Source organism: Bacillus sp. FDAARGOS_235 (assembly GCF_002073415.2).
GTDB classification, from domain to species: Bacteria; Bacillota; Bacilli; order Bacillales; family Bacillaceae_G; genus Bacillus_A; species Bacillus_A toyonensis.
Genome location: NZ_CP020437.2, coordinates 178,469 through 195,988, shown reverse-complemented (window position 1 = coordinate 195,988; position 17,520 = coordinate 178,469). Strand labels below are relative to the sequence as shown.

The 17,520-nt window shown below is 34.9% G+C and carries 19 protein-coding genes; 7 read left to right on the top strand and 12 right to left on the bottom strand.

The genetic code is table 11. The annotated features are described in order from the left end of the window. Positions 1-2: 2 nt before the first annotated feature. Genes A6J74_RS02590 through A6J74_RS02580 form a run of 3 tightly spaced genes read right to left on the bottom strand, consistent with a single transcriptional unit; the run spans position 3 to position 3,150 of the window. Complete coding sequence (locus tag A6J74_RS02590) at positions 3-944, bottom strand: proline racemase family protein (protein ID WP_001025533.1); 942 nt, start codon at positions 942-944, stop codon at positions 3-5. Further along, positions 941-1,978: a proline racemase family protein gene (locus tag A6J74_RS02585; protein ID WP_001257494.1), complete on the bottom strand. Its 1,038-nt coding sequence runs from the start codon at positions 1,976-1,978 to the stop codon at positions 941-943. Before A6J74_RS02585 ends, A6J74_RS02590 begins: the two co-directional genes overlap by 4 nt. Continuing rightward, a complete protein-coding gene (locus tag A6J74_RS02580; RefSeq protein ID WP_001215237.1) occupies positions 1,975-3,150 on the bottom strand; it encodes an NAD(P)/FAD-dependent oxidoreductase in 1,176 nt (391 codons plus the stop codon). Before A6J74_RS02580 ends, A6J74_RS02585 begins: the two co-directional genes overlap by 4 nt. Positions 3,151-3,331: 181 nt before the next feature. Here A6J74_RS02580 and A6J74_RS02575 point away from each other — a divergent pair, with 181 nt between their 5' ends. The 4 genes from A6J74_RS02575 to A6J74_RS02560 all read left to right on the top strand — a co-directional run bounded on the left by A6J74_RS02575 (position 3,332) and on the right by A6J74_RS02560 (position 7,051). After that, positions 3,332-4,993, top strand: coding sequence for a sigma-54 interaction domain-containing protein (locus A6J74_RS02575; protein WP_000144294.1), 1,662 nt, complete (start codon positions 3,332-3,334; stop codon positions 4,991-4,993). Positions 4,994-5,217: 224 nt separating this feature from the next. Continuing rightward, positions 5,218-5,490 carry a (2Fe-2S)-binding protein gene (locus A6J74_RS02570; protein WP_000182283.1) on the top strand — a complete coding sequence of 91 codons (273 nt, stop codon included), beginning with the start codon at positions 5,218-5,220 and terminating at the stop codon, positions 5,488-5,490. Further along, positions 5,487-5,819 (top strand): (2Fe-2S)-binding protein, encoded by a 333-nt coding sequence (locus A6J74_RS02565; protein ID WP_000087054.1) that lies wholly within the window; start codon positions 5,487-5,489, stop codon positions 5,817-5,819. Before A6J74_RS02570 ends, A6J74_RS02565 begins: the two co-directional genes overlap by 4 nt. Next, a complete protein-coding gene (locus A6J74_RS02560) occupies positions 5,816-7,051 on the top strand; it encodes an NAD(P)/FAD-dependent oxidoreductase (protein ID WP_000567614.1) in 1,236 nt (411 codons plus the stop codon). The genes A6J74_RS02565 and A6J74_RS02560 overlap by 4 nt, the downstream gene beginning before the upstream one ends. Before the next feature lie 24 nt (positions 7,052-7,075). Here A6J74_RS02560 and A6J74_RS02555 read toward each other — a convergent pair whose 3' ends face one another. Beyond that, complete coding sequence (locus A6J74_RS02555; protein WP_000447764.1) at positions 7,076-7,384, bottom strand: YxcD family protein; 309 nt, start codon at positions 7,382-7,384, stop codon at positions 7,076-7,078. Continuing rightward, positions 7,372-7,821, bottom strand: a complete 450-nt coding sequence (locus A6J74_RS02550; protein ID WP_000914475.1) for a hypothetical protein — start codon at positions 7,819-7,821, stop codon at positions 7,372-7,374. Before A6J74_RS02550 ends, A6J74_RS02555 begins: the two co-directional genes overlap by 13 nt. A 258-nt stretch (positions 7,822-8,079) precedes the next feature. Between A6J74_RS02550 and A6J74_RS02545 the strand changes: the two genes are divergently transcribed. Then, positions 8,080-8,844, top strand: coding sequence for a DUF1836 domain-containing protein (locus A6J74_RS02545; protein ID WP_000447232.1), 765 nt, complete (start codon positions 8,080-8,082; stop codon positions 8,842-8,844). A 174-nt stretch (positions 8,845-9,018) separates the two neighbouring features. On the opposite strand, the gene A6J74_RS02540 is transcribed toward A6J74_RS02545, so the two are convergent. The 3 genes from A6J74_RS02540 to A6J74_RS02530 are packed head-to-tail and all read right to left on the bottom strand — an operon-like array spanning position 9,019 to position 11,561. After that, positions 9,019-9,855, bottom strand: coding sequence for a metallophosphoesterase family protein (locus tag A6J74_RS02540; protein ID WP_000680864.1), 837 nt, complete (start codon positions 9,853-9,855; stop codon positions 9,019-9,021). Positions 9,856-9,909: 54 nt separating this feature from the next. After that, a complete protein-coding gene (locus A6J74_RS02535) occupies positions 9,910-10,407 on the bottom strand; it encodes a GNAT family N-acetyltransferase (protein WP_000383785.1) in 498 nt (165 codons plus the stop codon). 38 nt (positions 10,408-10,445) lie between these two features. Next, the gene (locus A6J74_RS02530) at positions 10,446-11,561 is read right to left on the bottom strand and encodes an HD domain-containing protein (RefSeq protein WP_000557836.1); all 1,116 of its coding nucleotides are present in this window, start codon (positions 11,559-11,561) and stop codon (positions 10,446-10,448) included. A gap of 274 nt (positions 11,562-11,835) precedes the next feature. Between A6J74_RS02530 and uptA the strand changes: the two genes are divergently transcribed. After that, entirely contained in the window at positions 11,836-12,441 is a 606-nt protein-coding gene (uptA, locus tag A6J74_RS02525) for an undecaprenyl phosphate transporter UptA (RefSeq protein WP_000952907.1), read from the top strand. 159 nt (positions 12,442-12,600) lie between these two features. Here uptA and A6J74_RS02520 read toward each other — a convergent pair whose 3' ends face one another. Continuing rightward, on the bottom strand, positions 12,601-12,807 hold the full coding sequence (locus A6J74_RS02520) for a hypothetical protein (protein WP_002093687.1): 207 nt from the start codon (positions 12,805-12,807) through the stop codon (positions 12,601-12,603). 247 nt (positions 12,808-13,054) lie between these two features. On the opposite strand from A6J74_RS02520, the gene A6J74_RS02515 reads away from it, so the two are divergent. Continuing rightward, positions 13,055-13,279, top strand: a complete 225-nt coding sequence (locus tag A6J74_RS02515; RefSeq protein ID WP_000558696.1) for a hypothetical protein — start codon at positions 13,055-13,057, stop codon at positions 13,277-13,279. Positions 13,280-13,319: 40 nt separating this feature from the next. Here A6J74_RS02515 and dltD read toward each other — a convergent pair whose 3' ends face one another. The 3 genes from dltD to A6J74_RS02500 all read right to left on the bottom strand — a co-directional run bounded on the left by dltD (position 13,320) and on the right by A6J74_RS02500 (position 17,490). Beyond that, complete coding sequence (gene dltD / locus A6J74_RS02510; protein ID WP_000782332.1) at positions 13,320-14,501, bottom strand: D-alanyl-lipoteichoic acid biosynthesis protein DltD; 1,182 nt, start codon at positions 14,499-14,501, stop codon at positions 13,320-13,322. Between the two features lie 344 nt (positions 14,502-14,845). Next, positions 14,846-16,468: a peptide ABC transporter substrate-binding protein gene (locus A6J74_RS02505; RefSeq protein WP_000758273.1), complete on the bottom strand. Its 1,623-nt coding sequence runs from the start codon at positions 16,466-16,468 to the stop codon at positions 14,846-14,848. Positions 16,469-16,488: 20 nt separating this feature from the next. Continuing rightward, complete coding sequence (locus A6J74_RS02500) at positions 16,489-17,490, bottom strand: C40 family peptidase (RefSeq protein WP_000755464.1); 1,002 nt, start codon at positions 17,488-17,490, stop codon at positions 16,489-16,491. Positions 17,491-17,520 lie beyond the last annotated feature (30 nt).

The window sequence follows — 17,520 nt, the reverse complement described above, 5'->3', positions numbered from 1 at the left end:
TTTTATTTTAATAAAAAACCTGTTGGAAATGGATCAGTAGGGTCTAATAGAAACGTCTGCATCCCTGTAATAAAACCTCTACTCTCAAAACGGAAAATATATCCTAGTTCTTCTTTCTTCACTTTTTCTACTGTTATAAAGCTATTAAATATGCTTTCATTTTTAAAAGGTTTATCCGTTATATACTCATTATTAAATAACGCATGTACATAGGACACAATAGTAGAAACAAAGCCCGGAGAACGGACAATAAAGTTATCTTCATGAAATGTAATCGACTTTATATGTTTCTCTTCTGTTTGCGAAGAATCTACTAAAATAAGTCTTTTTATAAGCGACTGTTTTTGTATCGCTTGAAGTGTAGCTTCTCCCCATTTCTTTAATTCAGAGATATTTTTAATACCAATTTCTGGTGAGTACGCATCCTTTTCTACAACTGCATATACTTTATCAGCCTGTATAAGAGAGTAACGTATATTACCAATCTTCAAATCTTTCTCAACCATATAACATAGTTTACTTTCAAACGACACCGATATCACTTCATCATCCACTACATAGGCATGAACTGAAAATATTCCAGATAGCGTTTCAATTTTGTATTGATTAGACTCTTTCTTTTTTAAATATCCACTTTCTAGTAACATCGTTATTACTGCGACAATACCTCCATAATGAAGAGGAATGGTTCCTTCATGATTAAAAAATAACACAGCTGCATCAACTTCCTTATGAATAGAAGGAACGACAATACATCCATTTAACCCAATAAAACCACGTGGTTCATTTAATAAAAGCTGCATTTCTTCTGCTAATTCGCCTGAAAATTGTTCATTTAAATGTTCTAAACTGTAGTAGTATTTGCATGGTACGTCCTTTATTACACGAAACGCTTCGCCAGCTACGTGCACATCTACTGCTGTATACATTTTTTGAATGTTCATTTTACATCCTCCGTTTCATGTTCCATCGGCGGAATTAGCAAAAAGCCTTCTTTCAGTGAATCCTTTTCATTGTAGAAAAATCTATGCATCCCCATAAGCCAAGCTGAGCCGGTAATCTTTGTTACTACCGCTTCAATATTTTCTACATATGTTGTATTCATGACACACCCTTTAAATAGTGAACCTACAATACTCTCATGAACAAATTCTTCATCGATGTCGATTTTTTTATGAGCGTATAATACAGCTAACTTCGCTGATGTTCCTGTACCACATGGAGATCGATCAATTCCTCCTGGCGGAACAACAACTGTATTTTTCACATGCGCACTTTTATGAGTAGGATCTGTATAAAATTCAACATGTGTTAATCCTTTTATAAACGAATACTCTGGATGAATAATTTCAAACTTCTCATTTATTGAGTTTCGAATATGAATCGCCTTATCAATAATTATGGATGCATTTTCTGGTACTAACTCTAAACCAACTGACTTCGCATCGATAATGGCATAAAAATTTCCTCCATACGCAATATCAGCCTCTACAGTTCCAATTCCTTCGACTTGTACAGTAATATTTTTCAGTAAAAAAGCTGGTATGTTACAGAATGAAACTTCTTTCGCCTTTCCATTTTGAACAGTAATATCCACTTCAACTAAGCCGGCTGGTGTATCAAGCTTTAAAGAAGTAATCGGTTCAACTATTGGAATTAAACCTGATTCAATTAAAGCTGTACACACACCAATTGTATCGTGACCACACATCGGTAAATATCCACCTGTCTCTATGTATATAACGCCTATATCAGCTTCAGGATGACATGGATCTGTTAACAATGCTCCAGACATTACATCATGACCACGCGGCTCATTCATTAACAATTTGCGAATCCAGTCATATTCCTTTTTCATATGTAACATCTTCTCTGCCATCGTCTCTCCAATTAGCTTAGGAAGGCCGCTAATTAATGTCCTCGTTGGATTCCCGCCCGTATGTGTATCAATCGTCGTAAAGACTTTTTGTGACCTCATCCGTTTAACACCCTTTCTGTAAAACGACTCAAACGAAGTGGTTCAATAGGAATAATTGTTTCTTTTTCATTTAATAACTCTTCAATCACTTTCCCAGTAACTGCCGCAAGACTAATTCCATCACCTTCATGTCCAGCTGCAATATAATAATTTGGAATATGATCCACTCGTGAAATAATTGGCAAATGATCTTCTGTCCACGGACGTAAGCCGGCATATGAACGAATCACCATCATATCTGCCATTTTCGGATAAAAACGAATTGCTCTGTTCGCAATGCATTTAATAACCTCGTTGTTAATTCTCGTATGAAATCCTACAAACTCTCGACTACTACCAATTAAAAAATTTTGGCTTTCTGTCGGTTCAAATACAAGAGCTACCCCGTATTTTTCAGTTAAAGCATCCACTTTTCGTTTTCCGCCAAATTTAGAAATTAAATAACCAAATTCCATTACTTTACGGCAACCTACATGTTGTTGCCTTGAGGCTACAATAATATGCCCTTTTCTCGGTTCGATTGGAATATTTACATCTAACATCTGCCCGATTTTAGGAGCCCACACACCGGCTGCGTTCACAATTTGCTTCGCAGTAAACGTCCCATTTGTCGTTTCTACAATAAAGGAGCCGTCTATATCTCTTTTCATTTCTTTTACTTCTGTATGATTAATCGCTTTCGCACCCATTTTTTTCGACTCTGCTAGAAGTGAAAATGCAAGGAGATATGGATTTACAGTAGAATCAGTTGCGCATTCTAAACCACCCAATAAATCATCCGCAAAAAATGGTGATTCCTCTCTTATGTCTTGCCTATCAAGCATTCGAAACGGTAACCCAGCATCTTTTTGACGATTCACCCATTGCTGCGCTGCCTCCATCTCTTCGTCTGATTCACAGACTAGAATACTTCCTGGCGCCCTATATTCAAATGAGTGCTCCAACTCCTCACTTAAATCTGTTACTAATTTTTGACTTACTAATGACATTTGACTATCAAACCCTGGGTCTTTATCAATCGCCAAAATGTTTCCGTCACATCGTGAAGACGTCCCACTGACAAACTCACCTTTTTCAATGATTGTTACGTCTCTTCCGTATTTTGAAGTGTAATATGCAATAGAACATCCTATAATTCCACCACCTATTATTAAAACGTCACAGTGCCTCACAAAACACCCCTCCTTTCACTTACATCTCTCATTTTCTTTTATGCAATTGACGTGCCAACTCTACATATATACACTTTTTATAAATAATATTTTTATTTGTAAAAATATTTTAAATTTATCGTAAATAGGTGTATTATTTTTTTATCACTGTCTAAATTTTTATACATATCAGGAGGACGCTATGACATTTTCATTTCCAACAATCAAAGAGTTTATGAAAATTTTGTCTATCGATTGTACAAGTAGCATGAAACACATTAACACAGTAGATGGGACATTTTATTACCTCCCTTCTACTACAGAAGAATATAGTTGCGGCTATATATATGAGGACGACTCGTTCACTACTTTAATTGATGCACTTTCACATGCATTAGCCGTTGTCATCATTAACAAAAACGAAGAGCCAATATGTTGTATAACGGCTCAGCAAATGATTCCGTTTCTTTATAAGTCTTACACTGAGCTACAATCTTTTTATAACACTGTAATTCAAACGACTGATTCTTCTGTTACAGTCATTGATGAAAAAGAATGTGTCCGTACGTGGACAGATGGTGCTGAAAAAATCTTTTCGGTTAATCATAATGAAATTATTGGACAACCAATTACTCGTTTTTTTGATTATAAAGACTTGGAAATCTTGCAATCATTGCATGACGGAAAAAGTATAATCGCTCAATTCCATCAGCCTCGTCCTGATTTGTTCGTATTAATAAATTCAAACCCCGTTTACTGTAACGATGAAATTATAGGAGCAGTCGTTTCAGAAACAGATGTGACAAATCAAGTTGTATTGAATGAAAAACTATTTAATATGTCACATGAAATGCACCGATTAGAGCAAGAAGTAGCAAAATATAAAGATACATCCGATCCTTTCCTCGCGATGAATGGAAAAAGCCCTGTTATACAAAGGACTATTCAATTAGCTAGAAAGGTCTGTTCAGTGAAATCAACCGTTTTAATACTCGGCGAAAGCGGTGTCGGAAAAGAAGTATTTGCGAAAGCAATACATGAAGCAAGTGAGGCAGCAAAGGCGCCTTTCATTTCAATTAACTGCGGCGCAATTCCAGAAGCTTTATTTGAAAGTGAATTATTCGGATATGAACGTGGGGCGTTTTCTGGAGCGAATAGTAAAGGAAAAAAAGGTAAAATAGAGCTCGCTCAAGGTGGTACTTTGTTCCTTGATGAAATAGGTGAAATGCCTCTCGATATGCAAGTGAAACTTTTACGTGTATTGCAAGAAAGAAAGTATTATCGAGTTGGTGGAGAGAAAGAAATAAATATTGATTTCCGTATTATCGCTGCTACAAATCGTGATTTACAAGAAGAAATGCGAAAAGGAACTTTCCGAGAAGATTTATACTATCGTTTAAATGTAGTTAGCTTACAGATTCCACCGCTGCGAGAAAGACGAGAAGATATTATTGAATTAACATACTCTTTCTTAAACGATTTTTCGATTAACTATAACAGACCTATTCGTGACTTACCTTCAAGCATTATGCATGAACTACTTCATTACGATTGGCCTGGTAATATTCGTGAACTTCGAAATGTAGTTGAGAGACTCGTCGTATTTGCGACAGACGGTATTATAAAACAAGAATATTTACCATTTCATACAAATGATACTATAGACAATCATACGTCTCATTCCCTATTACTCAGCAATAATCATACGATTCTTTCTTTACAAGAAGAGATGGTTGAGCATGAGAAAAAAGTAATTGAAAGAGCTTTACACATTTTAAAGGGGAATAAATTAGAATGTGCGAAAAAACTTGGGGTAACGCGAGCCACTTTATATAATCGTTTAAAAAAACTTGGGTTACAATAAAGTGAAACTTTAATCAGTGGGGGTTTTGTTCATCCCCACTTGATTATCAGCCCTCACCAATCAGGCTTTTACGGGCAGTTGATCCCCCTCCTAACTTCTTTACTTTCGCTGGATTTTGCGGTGGGGTCTTACTGCCCGTTAATGCGGGATAATTCTTAACTCCTCTATATTGGCATAGTTTTTGCATTATAATTTGTGCAAACCGAACTAGAGGAGGAATACATATGACGAATAAAGAGAACTTAATTGTTTGTCGTTGTGAAGAGATTACATACGGACAACTTCAATCGACAATTGCTGAATATAAATGCTCGGCAAGAGAATTAAAACTAAGAACACGTGCCGGTATGGGATTTTGCGGTGGCCGCACATGTAGAATGATGTTAGATCGAATGATTGAAAGTGCAAATCCTGACGTAACTCCTAATGAAATACCGTTAAAATATCAACCACCAATACGTGCTGTTACCTTTGGAGCGGTAGGTGATAATAAATGAGTAGAATTACACATCACCCTATTTTAGGTAGTTTACATAATAGTCAGCGCATCACTTTTCAATTTAACGGGCAACAATATGAAGCATATGGGCATGAAACAATTGCTGCTGCCCTGCTAGCAAATGGAATACGAACGCTACGCGTACATGAAGATAGCGGGAACCCGCGAGGTATTTATTGTAATATCGGTCATTGTTCAGAATGCCGTGTGACAGTAAATAATCAAACGAATGTACGCGCATGCTTAACAGTTGTAGAAAACGATATGATTGTTGAAAGCGGAAAACAGCATCCAAATATCGTGAGAGAGATGGTGAAAAAGCGATGATCGATGTAATTATTATTGGTGCAGGGCCGGCAGGATTATCAGCTTCCATCTCTTGTGCACGTTTTGGACTTAACGTACTTGTTATTGATGAATTTATGAAACCTGGCGGGAGATTGTTAGGACAGTTACATCAAGAGCCTACTGGAGAATGGTGGAACGGAATTGAAGAAGCAAAACGTCTTTACGAAGAAGCCGAATCACTGTCAGTCGATATTCGGTGCGGTGTTTCCGTCTATAATTTAGATAAAGATGATAGTTCTTGGTTCGTACATACAAATATCGGTATGTTAGAAGCTCCGTTCGTATTAATTGCTACTGGCGCTGCGGAGTATTCTATCCCCCTTCCTGGCTGGACACTTCCAGGAGTTATGTCAATTGGAGCGGCTCAAGTTATGACAAATGTTCATCGCGTGCAAGTCGGAAAAAAAGGAATCATTATTGGTGCTAACATTTTATCATTCGCCATTTTAAATGAATTGCAATTAGCTGGAATTAAAGTGGATCATATCGTACTACCTGAAAAAAGTGAGTTAAGCCAAAAAGCGGGTGAACCAGAAGAAGTTTTGAACTCCCTTTTAAATGCAGCTCATCTCGCTCCTTCTGCTTTTTTGCGTATAGGTAGCCGTTTTATGAAATATGATTGGATTCGAAAAGCCGGATTAACCTTCTATCCAAATAACGGAATGAAAATAAACGGGACACCACTTCATCTTCGGAAAGCTGCACTTGAAATTATTGGAACAGATCAAGTTGAAGGTGTTCGTGTTGCTACTATTGATTCTAAAGGAAACATTATGAATGGATCAGAGAAGATATATGAGGCAGATTTCGTTTGTATCGCTGGAGGTTTATATCCGCTTGCTGAGCTTGCTGCTGTAGCTGGATGCCCTTTCCATTACATCCCAGAATTAGGTGGACACGTCCCTCTTCATTCCGAAACAATGGAAACCTCTCTTCCAGGTTTATTTGTAGCCGGAAATATTACTGGGATTGAAAGTGGGAAAATCGCGATGGCGCAAGGGAGTGTCGCTGGATATTCAATCGTAAAACAAGCTAATATAAAATCAAATTCAGTTGAACAACACTTACAACAAGCAATCCAACATGTTCACACCGTACGCCATCATGCTGCGATTCAGTTTAATCCAATGATTGATGCTGGTAGACGAAAGATGAATGAAATTTGGCGTGATTATTCCACCACATATGCACATACTAAAAAGAGCTGCTGAGATTACTCTCAACAGCTCTTTTCACTACTCATCCGAGTTATTAAATTTCGCTAATGCATAAATGCCTTCTTCATCATCTAATTCAAGTTGTAATCTTGCTGCGAATGAATTGACATTGTATTCTCTGTCAAGTAATAAGCGTAGTGCCTCGATTAAGTTCGCTTGAATTAAAATTTGTTGACGACCATTTACCTCTACTTCAGCAGAGAAACCATACTCATCATCATACATTAGTTCAACTAATACTTCTTCTGGACCCACTTGTCTTTTTTCAGCGATATATACGCAAAGCGCATTTATAAGCTCTTGCTCAGAAATTTTTATTGTTTCCATGCTACTTCATCTGCCTTTTTCTTACGTTGATCTTTGAAGTATTTAAATGCACGAACTGCTAACATTACGATACCAGCCATTACTAACATATTTACCATAAACGCTAATACAGAACCAAGAGCTCCCATATTTGCAAATAAGCTACCCATTAGTAAACCACCAAGACCACCTAGTAATAAACCTTTCATAAAGCTTCCTTTATTACTTTTTGGCGCTGTGTTTGCTGCTTTTGTTTTTGAATCTGGATTCGTTTTTTGAGAATTCACGTTTGAGTCTTTTTTGTTTAAATCAACTTTTGACTTTTGACCTGAACTTGGTGTAAATGATTTTTTACCAGATTTGTAACTCTTCGCTGCTGCGTGATCTACAAACATGAAGCTACTAGCTCCAAAGATAACCATGAATGCTGTCATTACTGCTACAAGTTTTTTCAACATATTATATCCATTCTCCTTTTATATAGATATATGTGAAATCTATCTTTCTTGTAAATTTAGAATGATAGATTTGTTTTTAAGAACATTTTAAAGGTTCTTATGAACTTATTATATGAACTTTTGTCGAAATATGCAAGTATTATTTACTTTCAACAGTTTGGTCACAAAGGAAAAATTAAGCAAAACAGAATTGACTTTAAATGAAACAAAACATATTATAAGTTCATAAGAACTTTTTATTATTTTGGAGGTGAAAAGATGGAAACATTTCATCTCACACGAAACGAAATGGCTACCCTTCTTCTATCACTAAGAGGATGGAATACGAAAAAGCCTCTCGGTATTTTACAAGAAGCTTGGGCAAAGTCACATAAAAAAGATATTGAAAGCGGACAAAGCGTTACAGCTTTTATTACTACCGCACTTTCACCTATTTTTGAAAAGCTGATTAAAATTGACGATACTGATGTCGGTTTTTCTTTAAATGAAATAGTTGCGCTTGGCAATCAGATTGAAAACACAAGTTTCTCTGTAACTGCTATGCAAAACTGGGTGAAACGAGATATAAAAGAAATGATTGGCTCTCCTCAAAAAGGGAAAAAATATTCAATTGAACAAGCAGCCTTACTATTTATTGTCGAAGATTTAAAAACAGCACTTGATTTTGAATCCATTCGTAAGCTATTACGCCTTATTGTAAATGACCCAGCCGATCGAAGTGATGATTTAATCAATCCTGTTCATTTATATGTAGCATACTCTTCTCTATTTGAAGAACTCAATCAAGGGAATTGCTTACAATTAAATGCAACAGATACCGTTCATACAATTGAAAATATCGTAAAAGAAAAAGCTGATAAAATCGCAAGCAAGTTCGATCAAATTAATAACGAACAACGCGAAGCAATTCGTAACGCTATTATTATTGCGACCCTTTCTGTACATACCGCATATGTACAAATGTTAGCGAAACGTTACGTAACAGCAACGTTATTTTTACAAAACTTAGATGTGAAACAGTAAAAAACAAGCACCCTCCTGTCCTACGTATATGACAGGGGGATGCTTGTTTTCAATCAATATAAACTACACAAATCATTTTACATTTAAGTTTCGTTCTACAATAGCTCTTGATTATGTAAAAATCATTACTAACCTAACATTCAACAATGTTCATTTCTTTCTATTAAATTCCTATCAGATTTTCTCGATAAACTTAATTACTTCATTTTTATAATTATATTTATCATTAATTTCTTGTAATAATTCAATATCATGCGTATGAGTTTTTCCTGTCTCTAGCAGCTCACGGTATAAATCAATATAAGGAAGATTTTTATTAGTGGCATTTTTATATTCCTTTTCTACATCGTAAAAAACCTTTTTAAACCTCACGTCAGTAATCCCTGCCTCATCAATTTCAAGAATTGCATACTGAGCACGTAAGTCAGAGTTTAGCTTATTCCACTTGTAAAAAGGTTGTCCAACTGTTCCTGGGTTAATAATTAATTGATCATTGCTACTATAGCGCAACAATTGATGGTGGGTATGAGCGTAAATCGCAATATCATAATCACAATCAAATAACCGATCAAACTGTTCTTGATTATTAGTGGGCCATAAATCCCCTCCGTAATTTTTATTTTGTAGATTATGACTAATACTTATTGATAAATCATTAACCTGTTTTGTTATATGTAATGGTAAATTTTTAATATGATTAATATAGTTTTTATCCAAGTTTTCACATTGATACTGAACTAATCTAGAAACATAAATATCGGTTGCGTTATCAATATCAATGTTTTTATTAAGAACGTCAAGAAAGCTATCTTCCCAGTTTCCTTGTACATAAGTATCAACGTTAACACTATCTAACATTTCAAATAAATCATTCGATCCAGGACCAGGCATAATTAAATCTCCTAAAAACCAATAATCAGTCACACCTTCTTTCAAAGAATCTTCGATAACTGCTTTTAAAGCAGTTGCATTTCCATGTACATCTGCCAGTACAGCAATTTTATGTTTCATGTATTTCATCCCCCTAAATTAACATTATATTCCGAATTAACTGCGTGTATTTTTCTATATTGTTTCTCCTTTCTTAACTCTGTGCATATCATACACTTTCACTTGATTCTCTATATACGATTTTTCTTTTTTAAATCCAGCTTTCTCATAACAACGAATGGCCCTCTTATTATCTTCCCTAACTTGTAATACAACAGCTTCTATATCAGGATCTAAAAATGATTTACTAATAAAATACTTTGTAATCTCTGTTCCAAGCCCTTTTGAATATAAATTCGAAACACCAATGAGGATAGAGTATTCCATCATGTACGCATCTTCATATTTCTTCTTTTTTAATCCGACTCTCCCTATTACTTCATCTTCTACTACTATTACATGATAGCTCGCATAAGACCGCGACAATTTTTCAGTCCAATACTGCCGAAGCTCTTCAATTGTATATCGCTTAAATGATTTCACATCTGCTATATTTTGTAATTCCTCATTGTTATACCATTCTAACATAATTGATAAATCATCTATTTGTAATAAACGTTCATGCCAATCCATATTTTCACCTCATCTACATTTCAAATTACTACACCTAATTAAAAAAAATACGCATATTCTTTTTTAGGCAATTTTACTATCTCTTGAATGAAATTCGATTTTTCTAAAATGTCATCTAGCTGCCCCTCACTATAAACATAAATACCACCTACGTATGAACTGTAAGCCTTTTTCTCAGTTATTACCACTGCGGTGCTATTTTCCTTTTTATAATCGCCCTCTATTCCTTTTTCAAATGACAAACTTTTAGTTGCTGAGAAGTAAAGATGGATTAATTCTGCTATTTCTATGTCATCTGATTTTGCAAAGCACTTTATTTCATTTATAATCATTTCATCTTGTAACGGAAGAAAGTCCTCTATCTCTATCTGCTTTCTTTTATAAAAGAAATTTTGTATCTCAGGAGTATGGAACGAAAGATTTTTCTCCTTTATCTTTTGAAAAATGGATTGCAACAATAAGTCTTTCCCTACTACAAACGGATGGCCAAAGCCATTATTGTAAAGCCCTTTTTTCATTTTCATTAGTTGTTCAATGTACGGGATTCCTTGTTCTGCAATAACCAGTTTACCGTTAATAAAACGCATATTAGCAATCAATCCTTCTATTCGCAAGCACTCGAATTCAAGCGAGGAATAATATAAATCTCTATTCCAAAAATCTAATTGATCCATTCCTAATGAATTAAATAATAGTTCATCTATAATTGGAAAAACTCCATCTTCTGTTAAAGCTTTCATTACATCATCTAATAATCCAGGAGTTTGGTTTAAAATCGCGCGTATTTTTTCATCCTCCTGAATGATTCGTATCGTCCACTCACCATGATCTTCACCTGATATTTGCTGAAAACAATGTGAATACGGACCATGTCCAACATCATGTAGAAGAGCTACAGTAGATACTAGCTTTCGTTCATATTTCGATAAATGTATATCACCAATCTCAGTAAGGTGTTCGATCACTTTATTTACTAGTACATATACACCTATCGAATGTTCTTCCCTCGTATGTATTGCGTTCTCATGTAAAAAATAAGTATGTCCTTGTTGTTTAATATAGGCCAACCTTTGAAATGCTTTTGTATCTATCAATTGAAGGATATCTATATCATGAATAGAGATTGGGCCATAAATTGGATCTGCAACATGCATACATTCTCCTCCTATTTTGTAAATTAAAACCTATATTATTATACTTAATTTTCAGTCTATTTTCATTAATATATGAGAAATTTTTAATGAACTTCTCATTATTTCCGCATGAAAATTTGGCTTATATCCTTTACTATAATACTTATACGAGACATAAAAGAATTGAAATAGCAATCCCCTATATAAATAAGGTATAATCTACACATAGTGAACCTTTTATATCATTAAGTAAAAGGGCGTATATTCAAAAATCCATACATTAGAAGGTGCAACAATGTTAAGTAGTTTTATTCACTCAGTATTAACGTTTTTTGAAGGATTAGGTTATTGGGGCATTATGCTTGGACTTATGATCGAGATTATTCCAAGCGAAATTGTTCTCGCTTATGCAGGATACTTAGTATTCAATGGTAGCATCTCATTTATAGGCGCAGTTGTATTTGGTACTATTGGCGGCGTTATTGCTCAAATCTTTATTTATTGGATTGGACGATACGGTGGACGCCCTATATTAGAACGTTACGGAAAATATATTTTCATTCATAAAAAACAAATCGATGCTGCCGAAGATTGGTTTAATCGTTACGGAACTGGCGTAATTTTCACAGCTCGCTTCATTCCGGTAGTGCGTCATGCGATTTCAATCCCTGCTGGTATTACAAAAATGCCATTACTACGTTTCACTACGTTAACGGCACTTGCAATCATCCCTTGGTCTATTATTTTTATTTATTTAGGTGAAAAACTAGGTGAAAACTGGGAGAATATTAATGATATTGCTGGACCGTATGTGAAATCATTCGCTATCGGTGGCGTCGTACTTATTCTTTTATATTTCGTAATAAAAAAGTGGACAAAAAAACGTAAAAAACTTGCTTAAGATAATAAAAAAACCGCTAAAAATTCATTCAGAATTATAGCGGTTTTTATTATAGGCTCGACTATGTATTAAAAATTGTATTATTTCCTCTTTATGCTTCAAGTCATGCTGAATGAGTAATGAAAAGTAATTAATTAATCTCACTTTTTTTGTATCAAATTAGTAGTCATTATAAAAATATCGGGTGGGAATCCGCTCAATTTGCTCCACTAATTGTTTATGAGTAACACTAAATTGATCTAATTGTTCTTCTTTTGAAATACATGATCTCGCATATCTTTTTGCACCCTTATTCATTTGCTCTACATCTATCGAAACATTAGGTACAGATTGAGTACTTAGAAAATAAGAAATTCGATATTTCATTACAAACTCGTCTCGAACGATAAAATGTGAAATCACATCCCTCTTTCAATGCTTAACATCATTCTATTAAACTTAACTTTTCATCCATAATATTTTCTTTCTTCATTTTTCATTCCTTTCCGCCATTTATAACCCACTCCTAATAACACCTTCTAGAAATTGTATGAAAAGCCCCCATATTTACATGGATAAGCAACAATTTAGGCATTCCTTTCGTATATTATCCCAAAAAGGAGTGATTTCCCCAATGCACTGGCAACAAAAAATACCATACTTAATTGGACGCCCTATCGGCATTTCCTTCATGAATGGGCAAGGAACTACTGGGGTATTATGTTCAGCACATGATGGCCAATTATATGTGTATGAATACCTTTACCAATCTCAGTTCGCGATGAAACATTATGATTTCAGACAAATTCAAGATATACACGCATTTCCGAATTGCCCACATCAAAATCCTCTTTATTAAAAAACAGGAACAGCTCATAGCCGTTCCTGTTTCTAAGTTGTTATTTCTCAGAGTAAAACTTCTGCACAGCTTCATCAAAATAGATCCAGCCTTTCCAGCCTAGATGAATCGTATCTTTTAAGAAATACTTATCATATTCATGGCTAGAGAAATCGACTACTGGATACCCTGCTTTCTCAACTTGCTCTCTAACCTTTGTATAATACACTTCACGGCGTTCTTTCGGGAAACCAGCGTAATCATACCAAGGTCCATTTACAGGTACAGAGATAAAGAGTGGCTTAACATTTTTTTCTTTGAAAAGATCTAAAACAATTTGTAAGTCATCATATTCTGGTGATTCATCATACGATTCATTTGCTCTAAAATTTTTTAGGCCTTTTAATTTTTTCTTTAAATTATGTTTATAGTAATACGGGTTTTCAATTCCAAATGTATTTGTAGTAGACTCCGCTTGCCCTTCTTGTTCCGCATGTTTACGTGCATTCTCCCAAGAAATTGAACGTAGTCCCATATTTGTTTTCTCTTTCATCGGTTCAATCTTAAATAAAGAATTAAATAAATCTCTATGATCTAAAATGTTTCGGTACATATAAGCAAGTGGTTTGGCTAGACCTGCTTTTATGTTATGTTTCGTATCATTATAAACAATACCTTCTAATGAATTTTTTAATATATCATCTTTTTGAACAACTTTATAATCTAATAGTCGTTTCGCGATCTGCTTCTTCATTTCAGGTTTAATGTCATCATTAAAAATAAAATGATATGCTTGTTGTTTGGAGAAATTATTAGTAAAATCTCCTTGTGATACACCCGTTTTTGTAAACCATTGTGGCGAAAGAACAAAAACGACTTTTTTACCTTCCAAATCATCCATTGTAGACGTCATATTTAAAATATGAGCTAAACTTTGCGTACCGCCAGTTCCAATTAAAAATGGTGTAAAACCTGCTGGATTTACTTTGAAATAGTTAGATGGATGGTATGCATCCATTCGTAAAAATTCAGATGAACCGTACATCGGTAAATACTGCGAATTCTCTAACATTTTCTGTTGTAAGAAAACACTTTGTAGTTTTTCTTTTTGTAAGGACGTTGCCGCATCTTCTATCTTTTTATCACTAATTAGCGATACTAAACTTTTAGACGGAATAAGCAATACAATGAAAAAAAGTACACAGGCTAAAATAATTGGTCCGAAAGCATGCTTCATCTTCATTAAATATTCCTCATTCCATTACTATTAAATTGTAACCCTTGTTTTTGACACGTCATCTTTTCTCTCCTTTTTCTCTATACATGTTCCATTCTATTTATCTATTATATACATGTATGTATTTCCTTCCTTGTTCTATTAAGTCCTATACAAATAGCGCAAGCAAATGTTTCCATAGAAACACGTTAATTATACAAGATTCTACATAAATTTCACACTGGAATTTTAGTAATAATTTTATTTTTAAACGTCGAAAAAACAAATGAAATGTCTATAATTCATCCGATTATGTATTACATAAGAAAAAAACAGACCACCACATACGTGAAGTCTGTTTCTTCATCACTTTATTTTTGTACCTCTGCCCATTTTAAGCTTGTAGCTGGACCGAATTGATGCACATATAAGTCTTTCACATATGGTTTTTGTAAGTAAGATAGACCGCGCTGGAATACCGGTGCAATTACTGCATCATCCAGAAGCATTTTTTCAGTATCTTGCAGTGCTTTCCAACGTGCTTTTTCATCGTTACCTAATTCAGTTTTTATCTTCTTAATTAACGCATCATATTCTGGATTTGCATACCCTGTATTATTTACAGTACTTCCTGAAAGGAATACTTCTAAGTAAGTCATCGGATCTGGATAATCAGGTAACCAGCGCGACAACGACATTTCATATTCTTTTTTCTTCTCTAACGCTAGTTTTTGCGTATGTGGTTGTAATTTCACATTTACTTTTAAGCCAGATAAGTTTTTCTCAAGCTGTTCTTTAATATATTCGCCTACTTTTTTAAAGTTTTCTAAGTCATAGTTTAATAACTCAAGCGTTACTGCATTCGTTCCTGTTTCTTGCTTTGCCTTTTCCCAATATTCTTTTGCCAGTTTTACGTCTGTCTTATTAAATTCGCCCGCTGTACTTCTAAAGTCTTTCTTATCTGGCCCTTTTAAAAACCCTTTTGGTACATAGTAGTTTGCAGCAACAGAACCATCATTTAAAAATGAAGTCGCAAGGCCCTTCTTATCAAACACTGTACTTAGTGCCAGACGCGCATTTTTATTTTTAAGAATCGGTACATTTTCATTGAAACGGAAGAAATACATGACTGGATCTGTATATTGTTTCAGTTCCTTATTCGTTTTATATTTATCTACAAATTCTGTAGAAATGACCGCTCTATCAACCTTATCTGTTTCATATAAATTTACCGCAGTTGAAATTTCTTTAACAATTTGATAGTTTACTTCATCTAACTTCACTTCTTGTTTATCCCAATACTTATCATTTTTCTTTATTGTAAAGCTAGCTTCATGTTTCCATTCTGATAATGTAAACGGTCCATTATATACCGTTTTATTTGCTTCTAATCCGTATTTATCACCTTGCTCTTTCGCATATTTTTCATTAATCGGATAGAAAGATGGCAAAATGAGTAGTTTCGTAAAATACGGTACAGGATGTTCCAGCTCTACGACAAATGTTTTATCATCCTTTGCTTTTACTCCTAATTCATCTAATCCTAGTTGTTTCTTATTTATTTTCTCCGCATTTTTCACATCATACGCAATATATGCATATTGAGAAGCTGTATCTGGATTAATAAGCTGCTTCCAAGCATATACGTAATCGTGAGCCGTTACTGAATCTCCGTTAGACCATTTCGCATCACGTAAATGAAATGTATAAGTCTTTCCATCCTTACTAACCTTATATTTTTGCGCTCCAGCTTCAATTACTTCATCATTTTTCGATAATCGGAATAGCCCTTCCATTACGTTATTCAAAACGTTAAATGATATCGCATCTGTTACTTTCCCTGAATTTAATGATGGAATTTCACCCGTTTCTAGTAGCTGCAATACTTTTTTCTCATCTTTCGGCTTTGTAACTGTTTTTTCTTTTGCGCAACCAACTAAAAATGAAGAAACTAATAGAGTACTAACTAACGAGTAGCGAACTACCTTTTTCATTTCCAAACCCCCTCTATTTTTTACGGTAAGTAACGGCGAGCACCAGCGTATTCTTCTATATATCCTGGTGTATTTAACGGGATTATTTCAACTGATCTTTCAGCTCTTGGTGAGTGAATCATATTACCATCACCAATATACATCCCAACGTGATGGACACTACCTTTCCCTTGATCATGCGCAAAGAAGATTAAGTCCCCTTTTTGTAAGTTTTCTTTATCAACGGCAACCCCCGCTCTTGATTGCGGTCCAGAATCGCGCGGTATTGTAATACCGTGCGATTTATAAATCGTATGTGTGAATCCAGAGCAATCAAATCCAAACCCACTTGTACCAGCCCATATATATGGTAAACCTAAAAACATTTTCCCTGTGTTGATTAAATCATCGGCTGTCGGTGTTGGAATATCCTCTTGAGAACGGTAAACCGCTCCATCATTTTTTCGTAGCCATGCTTTCTGTCCATTTGGCAACAATACGCGGTATGAAATGCTATCTTCACTTAGTAGCGGCAGTCGCGTATTATAGCTAACTTCAAGTACTTTTTGTTTTTCAGAAGGATTTATATATAAAATTGCGGTCGGTTTCGTTACTAATACGAATGGTTCGTTTGTTTTATCTGCAAACTCTTGATTATACGTTAATTGTTTTTCCGGCATCCATCCCGGATAACCTTCTTCATTTCGCGGTGTCGGTTGTCCGTGTACTAACACTTTTACCCAGTCACCTTTCTTATCAACAACCGTTACTTCTTGACCGAGTAGTGCTTGCGTTTCTAATTTATTTGCATTTGTTAACCATAGTTTTTCATCGAGCGTCATTGATTTCGTCCATTTCCATAAATCAACTGGATTTGTTGCACTCGGTGCATCAATTGGCCGTAACGAATCAGGTGCAGTCCATAACGTTGCGGCAGATACATCTATAAACGCTTTGCTATCTTTCTTCTCTTCAGCATTTGCCGATGTAAACGATGAAAATATAAATAGAGTTGTTAATAATGCAGTTCCTACTTTTTTCATATATATCCTCCTTAAAAGGTAAGTTACTAG